Origin of the sequence: Prosthecobacter sp. (assembly GCF_044378005.1) — a bacterium.
Taxonomy (GTDB): domain Bacteria; phylum Verrucomicrobiota; class Verrucomicrobiia; order Verrucomicrobiales; family Verrucomicrobiaceae; genus Prosthecobacter.
On record NZ_JBILYB010000082.1, the window covers coordinates 1 to 20539 of the forward strand.

The 20539-nt window shown below is 60.8% G+C and carries 18 protein-coding genes; 10 read left to right on the forward strand and 8 right to left on the reverse strand.

What is annotated here, in order from left to right; translation table 11 throughout:
- Positions 1-23 precede the first annotated feature (23 nt).
- Positions 24-353: a transposase gene (locus AC6FTP_RS15730; RefSeq protein ID WP_497207888.1), complete on the forward strand. Its 330-nt coding sequence runs from the start codon at positions 24-26 to the stop codon at positions 351-353.
- A 381-nt stretch (positions 354-734) separates the two neighbouring features.
- A complete protein-coding gene (purD, locus tag AC6FTP_RS15735) occupies positions 735-1985 on the forward strand; it encodes a phosphoribosylamine--glycine ligase (protein WP_497207867.1) in 1251 nt (416 codons plus the stop codon).
- An 11-nt stretch (positions 1986-1996) separates the two neighbouring features.
- On the opposite strand, the gene AC6FTP_RS15740 is transcribed toward purD, so the two are convergent.
- From AC6FTP_RS15740 to AC6FTP_RS15750, 3 genes are read right to left on the reverse strand one after another with little or no spacing between them, the layout of a single operon-like run.
- A complete protein-coding gene (locus AC6FTP_RS15740) occupies positions 1997-3610 on the reverse strand; it encodes an ammonium transporter (protein ID WP_497207868.1) in 1614 nt (537 codons plus the stop codon).
- A 7-nt stretch (positions 3611-3617) separates the two neighbouring features.
- Positions 3618-4319 carry a hypothetical protein gene (locus AC6FTP_RS15745; protein ID WP_497207869.1) on the reverse strand — a complete coding sequence of 234 codons (702 nt, stop codon included), beginning with the start codon at positions 4317-4319 and terminating at the stop codon, positions 3618-3620.
- Between the two features lie 12 nt (positions 4320-4331).
- Positions 4332-4691, reverse strand: coding sequence for a hypothetical protein (locus AC6FTP_RS15750; protein ID WP_497207870.1), 360 nt, complete (start codon positions 4689-4691; stop codon positions 4332-4334).
- A gap of 192 nt (positions 4692-4883) precedes the next feature.
- On the opposite strand from AC6FTP_RS15750, the gene AC6FTP_RS15755 reads away from it, so the two are divergent.
- From AC6FTP_RS15755 to AC6FTP_RS15775, 5 genes are all read left to right on the forward strand, one after another.
- Positions 4884-6371 carry an NYN domain-containing protein gene (locus AC6FTP_RS15755; protein ID WP_497207871.1) on the forward strand — a complete coding sequence of 496 codons (1488 nt, stop codon included), beginning with the start codon at positions 4884-4886 and terminating at the stop codon, positions 6369-6371.
- A gap of 71 nt (positions 6372-6442) precedes the next feature.
- Positions 6443-7789 (forward strand): coproporphyrinogen-III oxidase family protein, encoded by a 1347-nt coding sequence (locus AC6FTP_RS15760; protein ID WP_497207872.1) that lies wholly within the window; start codon positions 6443-6445, stop codon positions 7787-7789.
- On the forward strand, positions 7773-8348 hold the full coding sequence (locus AC6FTP_RS15765) for a hypothetical protein (protein WP_497207873.1): 576 nt from the start codon (positions 7773-7775) through the stop codon (positions 8346-8348). The genes AC6FTP_RS15760 and AC6FTP_RS15765 overlap by 17 nt, the downstream gene beginning before the upstream one ends.
- Positions 8349-8393: 45 nt before the next feature.
- On the forward strand, positions 8394-9083 hold the full coding sequence (locus AC6FTP_RS15770) for a lipoyl protein ligase domain-containing protein (protein WP_497207874.1): 690 nt from the start codon (positions 8394-8396) through the stop codon (positions 9081-9083).
- A gap of 28 nt (positions 9084-9111) precedes the next feature.
- Entirely contained in the window at positions 9112-9462 is a 351-nt protein-coding gene (locus AC6FTP_RS15775; protein ID WP_497207875.1) for a gamma-glutamylcyclotransferase family protein, read from the forward strand.
- Here AC6FTP_RS15775 and recF read toward each other — a convergent pair.
- Positions 9430-10512 carry a DNA replication/repair protein RecF gene (recF, locus tag AC6FTP_RS15780; RefSeq protein WP_497207876.1) on the reverse strand — a complete coding sequence of 361 codons (1083 nt, stop codon included), beginning with the start codon at positions 10510-10512 and terminating at the stop codon, positions 9430-9432. The two genes, AC6FTP_RS15775 and recF, sit on opposite strands and share 33 nt — an antisense overlap.
- Positions 10513-10665: 153 nt before the next feature.
- Here recF and AC6FTP_RS15785 point away from each other — a divergent pair, with 153 nt between their 5' ends.
- Positions 10666-11388, forward strand: a complete 723-nt coding sequence (locus AC6FTP_RS15785; RefSeq protein ID WP_497207877.1) for an RNA polymerase sigma factor — start codon at positions 10666-10668, stop codon at positions 11386-11388.
- Here AC6FTP_RS15785 and AC6FTP_RS15790 read toward each other — a convergent pair.
- The 4 genes from AC6FTP_RS15790 to AC6FTP_RS15805 form a co-directional block, all read right to left on the reverse strand.
- Positions 11378-13426, reverse strand: coding sequence for a protein kinase domain-containing protein (locus AC6FTP_RS15790; RefSeq protein ID WP_497207878.1), 2049 nt, complete (start codon positions 13424-13426; stop codon positions 11378-11380). The genes AC6FTP_RS15785 and AC6FTP_RS15790 overlap by 11 nt on opposite strands.
- The gene (locus AC6FTP_RS15795) at positions 13423-14778 is read right to left on the reverse strand and encodes a serine/threonine-protein kinase (RefSeq protein WP_497207879.1); all 1356 of its coding nucleotides are present in this window, start codon (positions 14776-14778) and stop codon (positions 13423-13425) included. Before AC6FTP_RS15795 ends, AC6FTP_RS15790 begins: the two co-directional genes overlap by 4 nt.
- A gap of 113 nt (positions 14779-14891) precedes the next feature.
- Entirely contained in the window at positions 14892-16541 is a 1650-nt protein-coding gene (locus tag AC6FTP_RS15800; protein WP_497207880.1) for a hypothetical protein, read from the reverse strand.
- A gap of 15 nt (positions 16542-16556) precedes the next feature.
- Positions 16557-18152 carry a hypothetical protein gene (locus tag AC6FTP_RS15805; RefSeq protein WP_497207881.1) on the reverse strand — a complete coding sequence of 532 codons (1596 nt, stop codon included), beginning with the start codon at positions 18150-18152 and terminating at the stop codon, positions 16557-16559.
- A 172-nt stretch (positions 18153-18324) separates the two neighbouring features.
- Between AC6FTP_RS15805 and hisS the strand changes: the two genes are divergently transcribed.
- Both hisS and AC6FTP_RS15815 read left to right on the forward strand, forming a co-directional pair.
- The gene (hisS, locus tag AC6FTP_RS15810) at positions 18325-19614 is read left to right on the forward strand and encodes a histidine--tRNA ligase (protein ID WP_497207882.1); all 1290 of its coding nucleotides are present in this window, start codon (positions 18325-18327) and stop codon (positions 19612-19614) included.
- A gap of 6 nt (positions 19615-19620) precedes the next feature.
- Positions 19621-20538 carry a 2-dehydropantoate 2-reductase gene (locus AC6FTP_RS15815; protein WP_497207883.1) on the forward strand — a complete coding sequence of 306 codons (918 nt, stop codon included), beginning with the start codon at positions 19621-19623 and terminating at the stop codon, positions 20536-20538.
- Position 20539 lies beyond the last annotated feature (1 nt).

Sequence of the window (20539 nt, forward strand, 5' to 3'; positions counted from 1 at the left end):
GAAACGCAGGTCCTTGGCGTGACTTGCCGGAGGGGTTTGGCCCCTGGCGCACGATCTACGGCTGGCACCGACTCTGGGCTCGAGAAGGCCTTTGGGCGAGGATGCTTGATCGGATTGCCCGCAAGGCGGATGACTCCGGGCGCGGGGGAAAGGAGGAGGAGGAAACGATTAAAGCCCACAAGCAGCGGACGGGCAGGGCGCGAAGTGCTGTAGTATCAAAAGCAGGAACACCACGGCCACGCTCTGCGGTAACAGAAAAGGAAGTAGCAACCGCAGGCCATACGACACTTGAACCAGAGGGAACGAAGCGGCGGCGCGTGGTTCCCTTTCTGTGGAGCAATCGAGGAGTGTAAATGCACCGGGGGAGGGGACCGAGAACCTGCCACGCGCTGACCTATCAGAATGGATTTCATGCCGCAAAATTTACTCGCATTGGCGGGCCTCAGATCGTCGCCAGTTAGGGGACAGTTAAGCGGTGGAAACTGGCGTTTGCTGTCAATTTCTGGCAAAGACTAATGAGAATCAGAGGCCGAACAACAATTACAAACCATTGATTTACAGTCTATTGCACGGAAATTCATAAGGCCGAGCCTCTGGATTATGAGTCCCCTGCTCTAACCGTTGAGCTACAGGAGCGTGCTGGCGCTGGGGGGCGAGTATGGCGGGAGGTGAAGTGTGTGCAATGTGTGATTTGCGATTGGCGCATCTGCTTTGCCCGCTATGAATGGCCGCCCATGAAAATTCTGGTCACAGGCAAAGGCGGCCGCGAGCACGCCCTCATCACCGCTCTCAGTGAGTCTTTGGAACCGCACGAAATCTTCGCCCACCCCGGCAGTGATGCGATTGCCTCGCTGGCCACCCGCGTGGATGTGCCGACTCTCCCGGACCTAATCGCCTGGATGAAGGACAATGCCATCGACCTGTGCGTGGCTGGCGAGGAGGCGCTGCTGGTAAAGGACCAAGGCTTGGCAAATCTCTGCGCCGAGGCTGGCATCCCCTGCTGGGGTCCGGTGAAAGAGGCCGCGCAGCTCGAAGCCTCGAAGGCTTTTGCGAAACATTTCCTCAAGCGCCACACCATCCCCACAGCCTCTTACACGGTCTGCACCACCGCCGAGGAGGCGCGCGCAGCACTCACCGAGTTCCCCATCGTGCTGAAGTTTGATGGACTCGCCGCCGGTAAAGGTGTGGCAGTCTGCCTCGATCTCGCCGAAGCGGAGGACTTCATCACGGACGTGATGGAGAAACGCATCTTCGGTGCGGGGAATCTCGTGGTGGAAAGCTGCCTCGTTGGGCCAGAGCTGTCCGTCTTTGCCTCCGTCTGCGATGATCAATACCACATCCTGATGCCCGCCCGTGACTACAAGCGCATCCGCGATGATGACCAGGGCCCGAACACCGGCGGCATGGGCGCGGTGGCGAGCCGTGAGATCGTGACACCCGAGGTGCTGGCCCAGATCGAGCGCGAGATCGTGCAACCGACGGTGAAAGGCTTGATCCAGGATGGCCTGAACTACCGCGGCTTCCTTTACTTCGGCCTCATGCTCACGCCGGATGGCCCGAAGGTGATCGAATACAACTGCCGCTTTGGTGATCCTGAAGCCGAGGCCGTGATGCCGATGGTGCGCGGTGACTTTGCCAACTATGTCTTCCATGCTGCGAAGGGCCTGCTGAAGCCCGAGCTGCTGCACTTTGCCGAAGGCTGGAGCATCTGCGTGATCACGGCCTCGGCAGGCTACCCAGCCACATCGCACAGCGGCGATGTGATCCACGGACTCGATCAGGTGGAAGGGGCACGCGTTTACCACTGCGGCACCCGCAGAAACACAGCGGGCGACTTTGAATCCAACGGCGGCCGCGTGCTCGCCGTGGCCGTGCAAGCGGCATCACGCACCGAAGCGCGAGAGAAAGCCTACGCGGAGTCGGCGAAGATCACCTTTGATGGGATGCAGCGACGGAGTGACATCGGCAAACTGCACTTCGAGTAGAACGGCCAGTCTCACGCCTGCTCCGTCGTCTGGAAGTCGGGGTAGGCGTTGGCTGCGTGCTCGGTGAAGTCGAGGCCGTTGATCTGCTCCTCTTCAGTGGCGCGGATGCGGACGACGAGTTTGATGAGCACGAAGACGAGGTAGCAGGCGACAAAGGAGTAGAGGCTGATGCTGGCGACTCCGAGTGCCTGAACGCCGAGGCGCTCGATGCTGAAGCCTTTCTCATCAAACAGGGCGACACTCAGAGTGCCCCACCAACCGCAGGCCAGGTGGACGGGCACGGCACCGACGGCGTCATCGATCTGCCAGCGCTCGAGGGCGATGGTGGCGATCGTGGTGACGATGCCGCCAATGGCACCGATGACGATGGCCGCTGCCGGGCTGACATTGCCACAGCAGGCCGTGATGGCTACGGCACCGCCGAGCGCACCATTCATGGCGATGTTCACATCAGGCTTTCCTTGGATGAACCACATGGAGATCATCGCCGCAATGCCTGCCGCCGAGGGACTGATGGTGGTATTTACCACGAGCCGACCGATGACCGAACTGCCACTGAGTGATGAGCCAGCGTTGAATCCAAACCAGCCGAACCACAGCAGCAAAACACCGAGCGTGACGAGCGGGATATTATGACCAGCGATCAGGCGCGACTCGCCATCTTTGCCAAATCGACCGTGGCGCGGCCCCACGGCTAGGATGCCCGCCAGCGCACAGGCACCACCGCAGGCATGGACGACGGAGGAGCCCGCATAGTCCACGAAACCGAGAGCCTCCAGCCAGCCCTTTTCACCGCCGATGCCATACGCCCCACCAAAGCTGCCCCAGGCCCAGTGGCCGACCACGGGATAGATGAACGCCGTGAAAAGGGCGCAATAAAAGAGGTAGCCGAGGAACTTGGTGCGCTCTGCCACGGCACCCGACATGATGGTGCAGGAGACGCCCGCGAAGCCCACCTGAAAGAACCAGAAGACCCAGACCTTGTGATCACCTGGAAAGCTGGACAGCCAGAATGTGTCCGCACCGACGACGCCATTCCAGGAGGTGCCGAACATCAAGGAGAAGCCGATGAGCAGGAAGACGAGGGAGCAAATGCAGAAGTCGAGGAAGGACTTCATCACGATATTGATCGTGTTTTTGGCCCGGCAGGCCCCGATCTCCAGCATGACAAACCCCGCCTGCATGAAGAAGACCATCGCTGCCGTGAGGACGATCCAGACGTAGTTGATGTTCCACTGAGTCTCACTGATCTCACTCGCTGGTGCAGGCACGGGCGCAGGTGCCGCTGCGGCAGCAGGTGCTGCGGCCTCCGCCACGGCAGGTGCGGGAGCTGAGGCGGGCAGTTTCTCCAGCTTTTGCTCATGATCTTTGAGGATGCTCAAGATGCTGTCGAGCTTGCCCGCGACTTTGTCGTTGGAGTCGAGACGGTTGATGATGCCGTCGAGTTTGCTGTCGAGTCGCTCGTTGTTCTCGATCTTGCCGAGGATGCCATCGAGCTTCTTTTCCAGCTTGTTATCAGGAACCCCATTGGAAAGAGCAGATGGCGGAGCTTCGGGCGTTTGCGCGTGTGCAGCACTGGAAATCAGGAGGGCCGCAATCGCGGCGGTGAAGGTGATTCGTTTCATGGGGAAATTAGAGCCGGTGGTCGGCCAGAACAGTTTCGAGTTCGCTCATCAAAGCCTGACGCTTGCTGCTGTTCGGCACCTGATCGACGAGGGCCACGGCAAGCTTGCGGACCTCGGCGCCTGGCAGGCTGTAAGGATCAGGCGTGCCTCGCTTCACCAAAGTGCGGTCGATCATCATGGAGAGCTGTGCCCGTCCCATGACCTTGCCGAGAATGCCTTCGAGCTGCTTGCGGATCTGGCCCCAGTTGTTCACCACGGGCTCCGCTTTGTCGGTCATTTCCTGGAGACGTCGCGGACTCGTCACCACGAGTTCCTCGATGCCATCCGATGTCTTGAGCGTTGCCGCACTCATCTCATTTGAGAGCTGTGCAAGCGCTAGAGCCTGGTCGTTCAGTAGGACTGCCGCAGCACTCGCCACGAGATCTGCATCTGCCCGAGCGGTGAGCAGCAGCACCAGGACGCTTTCATCCTGGATGACGATGAGCAGCGTACCACCATCAAACTCCAGATAGATCTGGCGCATTTTTCGCCGCACCTGACGGTAGCCATCCACCATCTGACCGATGATAGCCTGGAGGTCCAGCGAGCGACCGTCGGAGAAAGGCATCTGCTTGTGTACAGTGTTCTTTCCTTTGAAAAGGATCACCCCTGCCACGCCGTCGAGACGTTGAAGGGAGGCCGCAGCGGCAATGAGCGTGTTCGGAGTCATGACCGGGCTGGATTAGCTGCGCTGGAGGGATTCACGAACCTGCCAGAGACCGCGCCGGTTGCTGGACACCGCGCCATGCCAGCCAGTGGAGGAGGAGCGGAAGGCCGTCTGCCCCTCGCGATCCTCCACGATCCCCAGGGTGAGCTTCCTCATGCCCAGGGTCTCAGCCAGACGCTGTCCGAAGTAGGTGACATATTTCACTTCGCTGGCAAACCTCTGGGCAGACTCCGAGTCACCGCCAGAAACGACATCGCGTCCAGAAGCTGTCTCGAGCTTGATGAGTCCTGGATCTGGCTCCATGCGAATGACATTCGAGGGTTCTTGCGAGGGACGATTTGGGTTTAGCGGGATGATGCGGGTTGGTTGTTCCACATTGCTGTTTCAAGCACGGCTTGTGCCAAGTGGGCACGGCCAAGGTTGAAAGGATCGATGCATGTCCAATTAGCCTCACCAAAAACGCGGTGAGGGCTATGAGTGAAACAAGTCTCCAAGGTGAAAAACTCTCCATTGGCTTCTGCCAAATCTGAGCACAGTGAACTGCCCCCCCCGGTCACTCCTCCCGCCATGTCCACCACGCCCTCCTATCTCCTCGTGGACGGTCACAACGTCATGCACGCCTGGCCGGAACTCGCTCGCCACATGCGCAGCGCCAGCAAGCGGCCTATCGCCCGCGCGGAGCTGATCCAACGGCTCCGGCATCTCCAGGACATGACGGGCACGCAAGTGGTGGTCGTCTTTGATGGCACGACGGCGAAGATCACGGAGGAACGCGAACCCGATGGACTCCAAGTCATCTATGCGGATGCCGGCCACACGGCAGATGACCTCATCGAGAAGCTCGCTGCCCGATACGCCAAAGAACGACCCATGCGCGTGGCCTCGGCGGATGGACTCGTGCGCGAGACGGTGGCTGCCTTTGGCGCGGACTGGCTAAGCCCAGAGATGCTGAAAAGCATGTGCGAAGATGCCGAACGCCAGATGCGCGGGACGATCGACAAGCTCAAGACCCGCCGACATCTGCTCGCGTGGATCGGTCTCGGCGGTGCGGGCTTGGCGCTTCCTGCCTGGGCTCGGAAAACAGAGCCCGTCGCCATCAGCAGCGCTCGTTTGGAGGCGGCGGCGAAGTATTGCGCCGAGCGCAAAAGCACGGCGCTGCTCGTGAGGCAAAGCGGGCGGGTGATCCACGAAAGCTACCCGAACGGCGGCAAGCGCGGCCAGCCGCAGCGGATCTACAGTGGCACGAAGGGCTTCTGGGGACTCGCGGCCATGGCGGCGGTGGAGGATGACCTGATCACGCTGGAGGAGAAGGTCGCCGACACGATCTCCGAATGGCGGGACGATACACGCCGGAGCAAAGTCACGGTCGAGATGCTGCTCGACTTCACCGGTGGGCTGGAACGCGGCCTCGCGATCCACGAGGATGGCCTCAAAGATCGCAATCTCATGGCGATGAAGCGCCCGATGGTCGCCACGCCGGGAAAGTCCTTCATTTATGGCCCCAGCCAGCTTCAGGTCTACCACGAGCTGCTGAAGCGGAAGCTGGCCAAGAAGAAGCGGAAGGAATCTCCCACGCGTTATCTGGAGCGGCGTATTTTGAAGCCTCTCGGCCTCGGACCTCAGCGCTACATTCCCGATGCGGCGGGCAATCCGCTGCTGGCCGCTGGGTTCCTGATGAGTGCCAACCAGTGGGCAAAGCTCGGCGAATGCCTGCTGAACGAGAGTGATCCGATCCTGAAGCCCGAGTCCTTCCGCACCTTGCTCGAAGGCTCCAACGCGAACGCGGCCTACAGCTTCGGCTTTTGGAATAATCGCGCCGCTGGGAAGGAATCGCCCCGCGAGATCGACATCGAAGACCAACTGGATGTCGATTGGGACAAGCAGTCCTGGAGTCGCGTCTGCATCGGTAAAGATGCCCCGCAGGATCTCATCGCCTGCATCGGCAGCGGCTATCAGCGGCTGTATGCGGTGCCCTCGCTGGAGCTCGTCATCGTGCGCCAGGGGACGAATGCCCGCTTCCGCGATGGGGAGTTTCTGCGAACGATCTTGGCTTAGTTGCGTCTCACATCGCCCCTGGCGGTTTTTTCCGGCAGAACTACACTCGCCCCCACGTTCCCCTTTTTGTCATGTCCACCACCCTGGAAGCCCCCCCACCAGCCACGGCCAAGCCGCCCGAAAACACCGAGGCCGGAAACTACTTCGTCTCGAACTACCCGCCCTTTTCCTTCTGGAAGCCGGATCAGGTGCCCGTGGTCGAAGCCGTGATGCAGCGCCCCGCGCCCACGGACATCCCGCTCGGCATCTACTTCCACATCCCCTTCTGCCGGAAGCGCTGCCACTTCTGCTACTTCAAGGTCTATACCGACAAGAACGCCAGCGAGATCAAAGCCTACATTGACGCCGGAATGCGCGAGATGGAGCGCTACGCGCAGACGCCCTACATCTCTGGGAGAAAGGCGCACTTCGTCTATTTCGGCGGCGGCACTCCGAGCTACCTGAGTGTGCCGCAGCTCCGCGATCTCACCAGCCGCATGAAGGATCTCGTGAGCTGGGATGGCGCGGCGGAGGTGGCCTTCGAGGCCGAACCCGGCACGCTGAATGAGGTGAAACTCACCGGCATTCGCGAAGTCGGCGTCACCCGTCTCAGCCTCGGCGTGGAGAACTTCGACGACCATATCCTGGAGTCCAACGGCCGAGCTCATCGCAGCGGCGAGATCGACAAAGCCTATCACTTCGCCCGCACGCTCGGCTTTGAGCACATCAATATCGACCTCATCGCCGGGATGATGAACGAGACCGAGGAAAACTGGAAGGTCACCGTGCAAAAAGCCATCGACCTCGGCCCCGACGCCGTGACGATCTACCAGATGGAAGTGCCCTACAACACGACCATGTATCAGCAGATGAAGGCCGAGGGCAAAGTCACCGCGCCCGTCGCCGACTGGCCGACGAAGCGCCGCTGGGTCAGCTACGCCTTCGATGAATTCGTCAAAGCCGGCTACACCGTCACCAGTGCCTACACCGTGGTAAAGGACCCAGAGCGCATCAAGTTTGTCTATCGCGATGCCCTCTGGGAAGGCTCCGATCTCCTGAGCTGCGGCGTGGCTTCCTTTGGTCACCTCGGCGGCGTGCATTATCAAAATCAGTCCGATGTCGGCCCCTACATGCAGGCCATCGATGCGGGCAAACTGCCCATCTTCCGCGCTTACGAGACCAGTCACGAAGAGCGATTTGTGCGTGAGTTCATCCTGAAGGTGAAGCTCGGCCACAGCGAGTTCGCCTATTATCAAAACAAGTTTGGTGTGAACCCACGGCAGTTCTTTGCCCCACAGCTCGAAAACCTCGCCGCAGAAGGTTTCGCCACCTTGACGGACACTTCACTCACTCTCAGCCGCGACGGACTGCTCCAGGTGGACCGCTTGCTGCACGACTTCTTCCTGCCCCAGCATCGCCAGTATGCTCGCTACACTTGAAGCGCCGACTCAATCGGCCCCCAGACAGGATGAGGACATCCTGGCACCCATCATTTTCTTCTATGGCATCGGCAGCACGCGCCCGCGTGTGACCTTTGTCCAGGCGGAGGAACTCCCCGATCACGAGCGCCACCTGCTGGCCCATGACCGCGACATGACACCGCACCTGCGCGACTTCCACGGCTGCGACATCGACCTCGACGTTGCCGCTCGTGCGCGCATCGGAAACTACCTCGTCCGCGCCTCCGTGCTGCATCGCCGTAGCGATGGGAAGCCGATCGAGTTCGGAGCCATCGGCATCCATCTTGATCTCCTGCCCGAGGAGGCGCAAAAGCTCGTCCTCGAAGGTCGCGTCCCCTTTGGTGCCATCCTCGAGCGCTACGAAGTCCCCCACAGCAGCCACCCGCGCGGCTACTTCCGCATCGCCGTCGATCAGCGCCTCGCTGAGCTGCTCGGCGCCACCAGCGGCCAGATCCTCTTCGGCCGCTGCAACGAACTCCGCCACGGCTCCGGCCGCGTGCTGGCCGATGTGGTCGAGGTGCTGCCGAGAGGGGCGTGATCGTGGTCATTTGCCAATGGCAGCGATCACGGCCAAACTAGCCCCGTGACCTTCGGCACTCCCTTTTTTGAAAAGCTCCTCCTCCACCTCGATGGCACCCATGCGGGGCCGATGAACATGGCGGTGGATCAGGCCTGGCTGGAGCAGAGCGCGGTGCCAGTGCTGCGGGTTTACACCTGGGATCAGCCGACGGTCACCATCGGCTACGCGCAAAATCTAGCGAAGCTGGAAGGCCTGCCCGCGTGGCCCATCGTGCGACGCTGGACTGGCGGAGGCGTGGTGATGCACAGCGGCGATTACACCTACTCGGTCATCGTGCCCGCCAGCCATCCCTGGGCGGAAACACCGGCGGTGGAGAGTTATCGTCGCATCCATGGCTCGCTCGCCGAGTCGCTGGCGAAGCATGGGCAAAAAGGCTGCCGCCTCGCCATGCAGGAGGATTTGATCGAGGGGCCGTTTTGCTTCGTGGCCCCAGCTTTGCATGACGTGATCCGTGGCAAGGTCAAAGTCGCCGGTGCCGGGCAGCGGCGCGGCAAGCTCGGTTTCCTCCATCAAGGCAGCGTCCAGCAGGTCAGCATCGCCCCCGACTTCTGGCCCAAGTGGGCCGCAGAATTGGCGAAGGAAGTGCTCATCACCCACGACATGCCCGCCGCCATCCAATCCCGCGCCGAAGAACTCACCGCCAAACGTTTCTCCCTTCCCCAATGGCTCTCCGACCGCGACGACCTGCTTTAACAGTGAACCGAGAACTGAGAACTTCCCCATGCTCATCTTCGTCTATGGCACCCTGAAACGGGGACACTCCAACCACGGCTACCTGCGCGGCCAGCAATTTGTGAGCATGGCCATGACCCAGCCGCGCTATCGCCTGCACGACCTCGGCGGCTATCCCGGCATGGTGCTCGATGAACGCGACGGCATCTCCATTCACGGCGAAATCTGGGAAGTCGATGCCGAGTGCCTTGCCCGGCTCGATGAACTCGAAGACATCGAAGGCGGCGAATACGCCCGCGAACTCATCCCGCTGATCCCGCCCCACGATCAAGAGCGCGTCGAAGGCTACCGCTACCTCCGCGATGTCTCACACGCCCCCGACATCGGCGGCAGTTGGTGAGACAGTAGCACCCTCGACCTGATACACCGTGCCCACGAGCACCTCATCGCGTGCCCAGTCCAGGGTCGTCGTCGTGATGATCTTCTGCGTGCCCGCAGGCAGCAGGCTCAGCAAAGCACGCCGCCGATGCGCATCCAGCTCGCCGAAGACATCGTCCAGCAGCAGCAGGGGTGGTTTGCCAGCCGCCGCCTCCAGCACACGAGCCTGGGCCACCTTCATCGCCAGCGCCACGCTGCGTTGCTGACCTTCCGAGGCATAGGTGGAGGCATCCAGACCATTCAACGTGAGCGTCACATCATCCCGATGCGGCCCCGCCGCTGTCTGCCGGTTGCGGGCTTCCTCATCACGTCGCGCAGCCAGCTCCTCGGCCAGATTTTCTCCGGTAAAACCAGGCTCGTAGGCCATCTCCACCCGCTCAGCCCCCGTGCTCAGATCGTGGTGAACACTCGCCACATGCGGCTTCAGGGATTCGATCAAGTCCGCCCGTCGCGACCGCAGCACCTGGGCAAAGTCATCCATCACCCGCGCAAAGGCATCCGCCTGCCGCCACTGGATCACTGCATCGCGCTTCAGCACATGATTGCGCCCGCGCACCGCCCTCTCGTAGCCACGCAGAGCCTTCAGATAGTCCGGGAAGATCTGACTCGCCGCGAAGTCCAGGTAGCGCCGCCGATGCTCCGCCCCACCGCGCAGCAGATTCATATCGCGATGATCCATCCACACCACCAGCCCGCTGCTGCTCAGGTAATCGCCCGACTTGCCACACACCGCCCCATCCATCGCCAACCGCCTAGCCGTGGCGGACTGCGCACAGCGCAGCCTTTTCCCATCCAGCGTGCCCTCCACCAGCATCGTCGTCGCCCCAAGTCGGATCATCTCACCGCGCTGGCTCGTGCGCGGTGATTGCAGCCGCAGCAGCACGCACGCCGCCTCCATGAGTGAAGTCTTCCCCTGCGCATTCCGCCCGATGAAGATCGTCGTCTCCGGGTGCAGCACCACACGGCATTCCGCAAAGCAGCGGAAGTCGCGGAGCAGGAGGTCAGTGAGCATGAAGGAGGAAAAAGAAACGCCGATTCCGATGCCACGGATACCTGGAGAATCAAGACAGCGACTGAGCACACAATCTCGCCCGAGAGCGATATGCCTGATTGTGAAAGTGTCCTCGCTTTGTAAATACAGATGCTCTGCTGACTTCGGCCATCCATGATCGCCCAATTTCAAACCACCCAATGGACTCAAATCCTTCAAGCTGGAGAACGGGACAGTTCTAATAGTGTGAATGCTCTCGAGCATCTTTGCCGCCGCTATCAACCGCCGCTGCTGGCTTATGTGCGTGGGTTTGGGCTGAAGGAGCATGATGCGCAGGATGTGACGCAGTCGTTTTTTCAGCATTTGCTGGAGAAGAATCTGCCCGCCCGGGCCAATCCGAACTTGGGACGCTTCAGGAGCTTCATGTTGGTATCGCTGAGGAACTTCATCCATGTCACGCATCGGAACGCGAGCCGTGAAAAGCGTGGGAACGACATCGAACACGTGAGCCTGGAGAGTGCTGAGCATTCGCACACGGAAAGCATGCTCGTGGAGGATAGCGCCACTCATGCCTTTGATCGGCAGTGGGCGCGCACGCTGATCCAGATCTCCATGGATGTACTTGCTGGTGAGCAGGAGGCTCAGGGAACGACGGATCGCTTCGCCCTGATGCGCCCGCTGCTGCTCGATCCTTCGGGTAGAGAGGCTGTATTTGCGGAGCTGCGCACGCGCTTTGGCATGGCTGACGGGGCTGCTCGCACCTGCCTGAGCCGGCTACGCACGCGCTTTCGTGAGCTCGTGCGGATCGAGGTGGAGCGTGTGGTGAATGATCCGGCTGAAGCGGATGCCGAGATCGCCTATCTGCTGCGCGTGCTGACTTCAGACACTACTTCTTAGCCTGCGGCGTGCGGTTTTGTGAGAATCGCGCACGCCATTCGTCGGCTTTGGCTGTGTCGCCTGACTGCTCGAAGTGACTCGCGAGCGCGGTGACGTGCTTGTCGTGAAATGGATAGTGAAGAGTGGGCGAGACACTGTCGAACACGCGATCCAGAAGAAGCTCCAAGGACTCCCAGCGCTTCAGCTCGACATAGGCGGAGGCAAGATACACGGCGGTGTTTCGCGGCTGGCGCTTGGTGATGCCGTAGTAGCGGATCTGCTCATCAAAGACGGCCTGCATGAGATCTGCGGCCTCGGCGGTTTTGCCAGTGCCGAGCAGGCTGAGGGCGCGGTCATAGCGCAGCAGGATGACCATGGCGGTGTCGGGGATGCTGGCCTTCCTGGCTTCTTCTTCGGCGGCTTCATAGGCGGGGATGGCGTCGGCATGACGGCCGACGTTGGCGAGCAAGACGCCGCGTCTGAGGAGAATGCGGACGATGAGGTTGCGCTTCATGGCACCGCCGCTGCGGGCATCGGCCAGTGTTTGATCCATGAGCTTCAGTGCTTCGTCGTGCCGACCTTCGTGAAAGGTGATCGTGGCGAGATCAAGGTTGGCGGTGAGCATGTCGAAATGATCGACAGGCAGCTTCTGAGCACGGCCTTTGCTCAGCATGTCGCGCAGTGTATCGGCGGCGGCGGGATCTTTGGCGGTGACCAAGGCTCCGCCGAGCGTGCGTTGGGCGGTGAGCGTGGTGGCTGTGAGGGGGCCCGAGACCTCGGCGTTGAATTCCCAGGCGCGACGCAATGCCGGGATGGCCTTGGCGGCGCTCTCGTGATGCATGACGGCATTGCCGAGGCACATCAGAGCATTCACTTGCACGCTTCGGTCGATGCTGGGATGCTCGCGGATCAGGGTTTCAGCATGGCGGGCGGCCTCGTAAGCGAGCTGGTAGTCAAACTGCAAGCCAGCGGCTTCACTGACCTCCAGCAGCAGTCGGCAGCGTGCTTCGGGTCGCCCGGCGAAGTCTTTGGCACTGACCTTCTCCTTCACACTGCGCAGCATGGTGATGAGCGTGGGGTTCTTGCGCTGGTCGGTCGTGGTGCTTTGCCAACTGCTCACCAGCACCTCCGTCATGGCTTCGGACTGCCGCTGCTGAGTGCGGGCGAGTTTGGCCTGATGCAAGGCGATGCCGATTCCTGAGGCGAGGCTGATCACGGCGAGCAGCGCTGCTACCGTGAGGGCACGGTGTCGCCGGACCAACTGTGCCGTGAGGTAGCTCACACTCGGGGGGCGGGCGGTGATGGGGCGATGATCGAGATAGCGCCGCACGTCCTCTGCCAGAGAAGCCGCGCTGGCGTATCGGCGTGAGCGATCCTCCTCCAGGCAGCGGCGGATGATCCACACGAGATCACGCGCGGAGGGCAGTGAGTCCGTGAGCTCGCGCAAGAGCACGCCGAGAGCATAGACATCCGTGCGTGTGTCCACATCCTGCGGGTCATTCACCTGCTCGGGACTCATGTAGCCGCTTGTGCCGAGCACGCTGGACTGGGTCAAGCTGAGGTCTCGCGAGCTGGCTTTGGCAATGCCAAAGTCGATCACCTTCACCTGACCGTGGGCGACCAGCACATTGCCGGGCTTTAAGTCACGATGGATGACGCCCTGCTGATGCGCGTGTTGGATGGCAGCGCAGAGCTGAATGAATAGCTCCAGTCGCTCAGTGAACTTCAAACCCTGCCTCTGGCAGAAGAGCGTGATCGGCTCACCTCCGGCGACCAGTTCCATGGCGATAAACGGCTGCCCTGACTCGCTGCGGCCGACATCCAGCACGCGGGCGATGCCCGGATGATCCATCTGAGCGAGTGACTCCTGCTCGATCTGGAATCGCTTCAGCACCTCCGCGCTGTCCATGCCGGGCTTGAGGATCTTCAGCGCGACCTCGCGAGTGATTGGCTCGATCTGCCGAGCCTGCCAGACACGGGCAAAGCCACCTTCGCCAAGCAGCGTGATGAGTTCATAAGGGCCGATGCGATCTCCTGGCGACATGGGTTTCGAAGTCATCGCCCCTCCTTTCCATCGAGACGCTTCAGCTCCTCTCGTGCCCAGTTTGTCATCTCACGATCACCCGCTGCTGCCGCGGCGGCGCTGCCGTGGGTGAGGATCTCACGCAGCGTTTCCACCGATACGGGAAAGGTGCCCGCTTTGATCTGAAGGAGCACATCTTTGGCGAGGTCATAGGCTCTGGGCGCATGGCCGAGACGCGTGGAGATGGAGCGATGCATGGCCGTGATGAGTGCTGACTCCACCGCCTGTGCCTGACGCTGCTGACGCTGAGCCTCCAGCATCTGCCAGAGCGCGACTCCGGCACCGATCAGCAGAGAAATGGCCACCAGTGCCGCATTCGCCGCGAGGGTGCGATTCCTCCGCAGCCAGCGACTCAGGAGATAAAGCCGAGTCGGTGGGCGTGCGCTCACCGGGCGGCCTTCCTGCCAGCGGCGGAGGTCTTCTTCCAGCGCTTCTGCACTGGCATAGCGGCGCTCGCGATCCTTCTCCAAACAACGCAGCGTGATCCAATCCAAATCACTGCCTGTCACGGTTGGCCGCACGGGCTCGACCTCGCGGATGTGACGCAGCATTTCCACAAGTGGCATCTCCGTGGCGAAGGGTGGCCGATCTGCGATCAGCTCATAAAGCAATGCGCCGAGGGCATACAAGTCTGAGCGAGCATCCGCACTGCTGCCAGGCGTGGTCTGCTCCGGGCTCATGTAGGCGGGTGTGCCGATGAGACGGCGATGGCGTGTCATCCAGCTTAGATCTGGGTGGCCCTCATGACTCAGCGCCTTGGCGATGCCGAAGTCGATGATCTTTGGCTGTGGCCGTCCATCTATCTCCGTGACGAGAATGTTGGTTGGCTTCAAGTCACGATGAATGACGGCCTTTTCATGCGCGTGTTGCAGCGCTGCACAGACTTGGCGAAAGAGCGCGATGCGTGCCTCCAGGCTGAGTTCGTGCTGTCGGCAATAGCTGGTGATGGGCAGCCCATTCACAAGCTCCATGACAATGTAGGGCCGATCCTCCGGCGTGAGTCCGACATCATACACACGAGCGATGCCCGGATGATCCAGCCGTGCGAGCAACTGTTGTTCTCGCTGAAAGCGGGCCAGCACTTCTTCGGAGTCGATGCCGGGCTTGATAAGCTTGATCGCGACCTCGCGCCGGATGGGTTCACTTTGCTCGGCGAGCCAGACGACACCGAAGCCACCCTCGCCTATCTTTTGCACCAGCTCATAAGGTCCGACCTGATCAAACTCAGCCGCCGAATCTTCATCACCACGCCTCAGGACGTCCTCAAATACGGCGGCGACCTCGGCGTCGGAGTAGATGGGTTCGGGTGGCATGGATTTGTCTGTCATAGTGGTCAGAGTGGTGGTTTTTGCCAGCGGTGACATAGGCGATGAACATGAAAAATGGAGGACACACAAGGCGTCCTCCATTCTGGGAGCGAGCATCAGTCGCTAAATCAAAATCAGGGCGCGACCGAATCAGGCACGACTTCGAACATGAGGTTTTTGGTCACACCTGTGGCGTGTCCTACGAGATAGCTGAGACCTGGCGTGTATTGATCGCTGAAGACGAGGCCGACGAGTTTACGCACACGCGGTTTGGTCACGCCGAGGATCGTGTCGGTCGTGGTGATGCTGCCAGTGACGATGCCTGTGGTCGTATTGATGGTCAGAGAAGGTTTCCGCAGAGGCGAAATAAAGGTGCACTTGTTCGCTGTGGACAGATTGAAGCCCTCCTGAATCGGAGAGGCGAGTTCACCAGCGTAGTCGTGAATCGTGAGGATGCCGAGTCCACCGGTCCCAGTCAGCAAATTGAGAATGCGGGCACCGACGGCGGGTTTCACATAAGGCAGTCCTTCCATGGAATCTCCGCCCTGGATGCCTGTGGGATAAAACACGGTCGTCGGCGAGGTGGGCGCTGGTCGGAGGATGTCCATGTTACAGCTGAATCGGTGCAAGGCGGCGCTGCTGGCGGTCTCGATGTAGTTGTCATAAACGATGCATCCTTTGTTGCTGTAGCCAGGAACAAAAGCGGGGGCGTAGCTTTCATCTGGGCGACCGATTTGCTGGCAGATGGCAGAGCTCCCCGTGACACTGGTGCCGTCATAGGCCACGCCGACCATGGTGACTGCTCCAGTGGGTGAGATGGTGCTGCGGAGGTAACCGCGCGCACTTTCGCCACTGCCGCCGCTATCCGGATTCGCGATGTTGTAGGTGGCTGCGAGCACCGAGGGGCTGGTCTTTGTGAAGACCGACTGGCGGTAAAGTTGTTCGCGGGAGCTGTCTCCATCCATCTGCACTTCAAGGTAGGCCTCCTGACTGGCATCGATCATCACGGTGATGGGAGTCAGTGGTGTCGCCCCTGCCGCGACAGGGCGCGGGATGGAGCGCACCGTGGTGCCGTCGGTGTCGAGCTGTCCTGCCAGCGTGTATTTGGCAGTGCCTACCATCAATACGGCACTGTAGGAGCCCGTGCTGGTGAGCGTGAGCACCATGGACCCACGCTTGCCCAGGATATGACCTGCCAATGACCAAAGCCCACGACGCGTGTGAGCCACCGCCGGGACCTGACGCAGACGGATGCTCACGAGCTTCGAGGTGCTGGTCACAGCTCCATTGTAGCCGCCATCCGCAGCGATGTAGTAGGTCGTCCCCGTTGCGGCATAGAAGGTCGCTTTGGAGAAGGTGTAATCGTTGCTGTAGAAGTAGTTCCCGTAGTTGTTGTTCGAGGCCAGCGGGGTCAGGTTGGTCACCGAGACAGCGGCTGCGGGATTGGTGAGCTTGTAAATGGCCACCGTCGTGTCCCGCAACGCATTGGCTCCGCCATAGAGTCCGCTGTGGACCGTGTCGATGGTGCAGAAGCCGCTCTCCGTGGGCGTCCACTTCCACCAGGCACTGCGGTTGCCAGCGTTGCCAGGGTAATTGAAGTGATGGGTTGTTTCGCCAGCTTCATAGTTGAAACCGGAGAGGTCGGTGACGTTGGAGGTTAACTGGGACAGCAAGGCGTCGGGTGCAGAGGCGATGTTGTTGGCACCAGCCGGGAAGTTGGCCAGGGCCGCCTTCGGCAGAAAAGAGGCTGCGACGAGCAGCGAGGTGATGATGGCTTTTTTCATGAGCATTTTCAGGGATTAAAAGGTGTACACCACTTCCATGAAGAGGTTCTTCGTGACGCCGGTGGCATGACCGCGCATCCAGACGTTGGGTCCTTCGCGGTAGATGATTCCCTGGAGCTTGCGCACGCGGGCCTTGGTCACGCCTTCGATGGTATCCGTGGTGGTGATGCTGCCCGTGACGAGGCCATTGGCGGGGTTGACCGACAGGCTCAGCTTTCGTGGCAGCGGGTTTGCAAAAGTGATCTTGTTCGCCGTGCTCAGACTGAGGGGTTCATTGATGGGGTCCACCATCTCGCCCGTGCTGCCACGGATGCGCAGCTCACCATTGCCAGTCGTGTCGAGGAAGCCCTGCGCACGTGCATTCAGCGCGGGCTTTGTGTAACGCTTCCCTTTCAGCTCGAAGGTGTTCAGGTAGCCGTAGCGGTAAAAGGGCTGCGTGGTGACTGCGGGGCGCTGATACCAGCAGTTCGCGGAGATCTGCGGATCATTCGAGACATTCGTCACCAGCGTCGCCCTTCCGGGGAAATGGACGAAGCCTTTGTTCCCATGCAGTGGCGAGAACGCAGGGATGGAGAAGTCGGTGCTGCTGCCGCCGACTTCATGAATGAAGCTGCCCACGGTGAACTTGGAGCCGTCTGGACCCGTGCCTGCAAAGTTCACGGCACCTGTGGCAGTGACCGTCGCCTGCATCCAGCCGCGCTCGTGGTAATCATGCGTCGCGTGCAGACCGCCCATGTTGTAGATGCCGACCATCGGATTCAGCACCGTTTTGCTGTAAACCATCTGCCGAGGAAACTCTCCACCGACGGTGAAGGTTTCTGTCTCCAGCGAGTAGCGTCCTGCACCTGCGCCATCGATTCGCAGGGTGATGGGCGGCAACGGTGGAGTTCCTTTTGGTCCGACCGGATACACCGATCTCACGGTGGTGCCATCGCGATCAAACACACCCGCGAAGGGATACTTCACCGCTCCCCGCTGAAACGATGCTGTGTAACTGCCGCTCGCCGTCGTGGTCATGCTGAGGCTGCCAGCACCATCCAACTCCGAACGCATCAACCAGACCATTCGGCGTGTGACACCTCGGGCAGGGATCTGGCGCAGACGCAGTTGCGTCTGCTGAAGGTTGGGCATGACAGTGCCTTCATAGGCTCCATCGACCGCGATGCTGTAAGGCGTGCCCGCCATGGCATAGAAACAGACTTTGGATTGATAGGCATTGGCCGCGAAGTCTTCGGTGCTGTGATTGTCATTGTCAGCCACACGGGTCAGCGGAAAGGCGCTGCCTCTGTAAACGCAGATCACGGTGTCTTTAACTGGCTGACCAAAAGACGCAGGCGTGATCGTGTCCACGAAGCAAAAGCCCGACTCAGTGGGCGTCCACTTCCACCAGACAGACTTAGCCGCCCCATCATACTCTCCAGGGTGGTGCCCAGGCTCTCCAGACTCCTTGGTAGCAAGCAAGAGACTGGTGTTACTCGATACATCGTTTTGAGTCGTGACTAGAGGCGCGTTGGCGAAGTTGTCCTCGCCAGCCGGGAATAACGCCTGTGCTTTTGAAATGAAGGTGCTGAGCAGGCAGAGCCCGAGCAGGGGGATGTGGGTGGGTTTCATGGGGGGATGCGAGCGATCTCACGCTCTCATGGGTGAACTAATCCCCGCACTGACTGCTGTTACACGGCCCGGATCATTTTCTCTGCCAGCCCAGGCAGACTCAGGCTCTCGCCAGCATCTTTTCCCGTTGATCTCCCCTTTCTGGCGGGCATGAGTCGCGCCCCCCACGATCATGGCTACCTTCCGCACCGTTAAAGGCTTTCGCGACTTCTTCCCCGAGGACTGCGCTCTGCGCAATTATATCTTCGACACCTGGCGCTCGGTCGCACGTCGCTACGGCTTCGTGGAATATGAGGGGCCGCTCGTCGAGAGCACCGACCTCTACAAAAAGAAGAGCGGCGATGAAATCACCAGCCAGCTCTACTGCTTCAAAGACAAGGCCGACCGCGATATCTCCCTGCGCCCCGAAGTGACGCCATCGCTCGCCCGCATGGCCACCACCCGCCAGCGCGACTACAAGAAGCCGATGAAGTGGTTCCAAATCGGACCCTGCTTCCGCTACGAGGAGCCGCAGGAAGGCCGCTCCCGCGAGTTCATCCAGTTCAATGCCGACATCTTGGGCGATGCCAGCACTGGCAGTGATGCCGAGCTGATCGCCCTAGCGGTGGATGTCATGCTCGCCTTTGGCATCAGCGCCGAGGACTTCGCCGTGCGTCTCAGCAACCGCCAGATCTGGACCCAGTATCTCACGGAGAAAGCTGTGCCCGAGGAGCACACTGGCACCTTCCTTCAGATCATCGACAAAATCGAGCGTGCGAAACCCGAAGACACTGCGGAGAAGCTTTCCAACATCGGCCTGAGCCACGAAGACGTCCGCGCTTTCATGGCAAAAGCGGATGAAAACCACCCGGCCTTTGCCGCCCTGCGTGCGGATCTGGAAGCTCGCGGTCTCTGGAAATACGTGCGCATCGACGCGAGCATCGTCCGTGGCCTAGCCTACTACACGGGCACGGTTTTTGAGGTCTTCGATCTCAAGCATGGCCTGCGTGCCGTGGCAGGCGGTGGCCGCTACGACAAACTCTGCGCCCTGATGAGCGATGGCAGCGTGGATATGCCCGCTGCTGGCTACGCCATGGGTGATGTCGTGCTCGGCATCCTGCTTTCCAAGACACCCGGCGCCCAGTTTGGCATCACCGAGTATCTGAACTCCCAGATCGGCGTCGATGCCTACATCGTCGTGGCCGATGAAGCCCAGCGTGCTCCCGTGCTTGCCGCCGTGCAGGCCCTGCGTGGTGCCGGTGTCCGGATCGACTTCAGCATGTCTGCCCAAAAGGTCGGCAAGCAGTTCCAGGCCGCCGAGAACCAAAAAGCCCGCTTCGCCCTCGTCTTCGGTGCCGAGTATCCTCAGGTGCAGATGAAAAACCTCATCAGCCGCGAGCAGACCATGGTTTCGGCTGATGACCTCGTCGCCACCGTGATCGAAGCGCTGAAGCAGCCGGTTGTCGGACCGCTGATTGCCTGATTTGTCATGCGCATAGTTCGCGTCGCCATCGTCGGCTCTGGTGCCGTCGGCTGCTACTATGGCGGTCGGCTCGCTGAACACGGGCATGACGTGCATTTTCTCATGCGCTCCGACTTTGATGCCGTGAAGCGAGACGGCCTGCACCTCACCAGCCCGCTGGGAGATGCGCATTTGCAGGTGAAAGCCTACCGCAGTGCCGAGGAGATCGGCCCCTGTGATCTCGTCATCATCGCGCTGAAAGCCACCTCGAATGCTTCCTTGCTGGAAATCCTGCCGCCGCTGCTGCACGAGCACACCGCGCTGCTGACGCTGCAAAACGGCCTCGGCAATGAAGAGTTCCTCGCCCAGCATTTTGGCGTGGAGCGCGTGCTGGGCGGGCTGTGCTTCGTCTGTATCAATCGCACAGCTCCGGGTCAGATCCTGCACATTGCCCAGGGGCGGATCAGTCTGGGCGAGCACACCCGCTCGCCACAGCCTCGCACGCAGGCCATCGCGGAGATGCTTCGGGGCGCGAAGATCGAATGCCTCGTCGAGCCCAGTCTCGCCGCCGCACGCTGGAAGAAGCTCGTTTGGAACATCCCTTTCAACGGCCTCTCGATCGCCGCCGGAGGCATCGATACCGCCGCCATCCTCGCTGATGCCGCGCTGGAGCAGCGCGTGCGTGATCTCATGCACGAGATCATCTCCACCGCCCGCGCTCTGGGTCACGAGATCCGCTTCAGCCTGATCGATGACATGATCGAGCGCACCCGCACGATGACGCGGTATCGCCCATCCTCGCTCATCGACTTCGAAGAAGGTCGCGAAGTCGAACTCGAACCCATCTGGGGCGAGCCCGTGCGCCAGGCGGAGGCTGCCGGACTCGCCATGCCGCGAGTCAGCGAGCTTTATCAGGAGTTGAAAGCGCTCGTCTCCGCTCGTTGAA